The following is a 334-nucleotide window of genomic DNA, read 5'->3' as shown; positions in this document are numbered from 1 at the left end:
CATATCTTTTTAACAAAATGGAAAGACTATCAAATATCAAAAAATAGTAAACGAACTGGAAAAACAAAAAAATGGGATGATGATAAAATAATTCGTACTGGCGAAGAAGAATGGAAAAAAATCGTGACGAATACCTATCAAAAACTTAAATCTCATTTAGGAATTCCAAAATACAATGGATATGAAGAATGGATTGATTTTATAGAAAAAAATGAGATTTTAGAATCATTTGACAACAGTATTTTGGAGATAGAATTGAGTCAAGTCCATAATCCTGTGTAAAATACTATACAATGTTTTACCGGTCTCTCATTGATCAAACTTAATATATTTT

Annotated in this window: 1 protein-coding gene; it reads left to right on the top strand. The window is 27.2% G+C overall.

Annotated features, from left to right (window positions below):
• Positions 1 to 282 (top strand): hypothetical protein (locus DVW83_RS14935; RefSeq protein ID WP_137239718.1); only part of this gene is annotated, 282 nt, incomplete at its 5' end.
• Positions 283 to 334 lie beyond the last annotated feature (52 nt).

This window comes from Enterococcus sp. VV15 (assembly GCF_005236045.1).
GTDB classification, from domain to species: Bacteria; Bacillota; Bacilli; order Lactobacillales; family Enterococcaceae; genus Enterococcus_B; species Enterococcus_B durans.
Note: the sequence above shows the minus strand (reverse complement) of the source record. Positions and strands in the feature narration are given on the sequence as shown.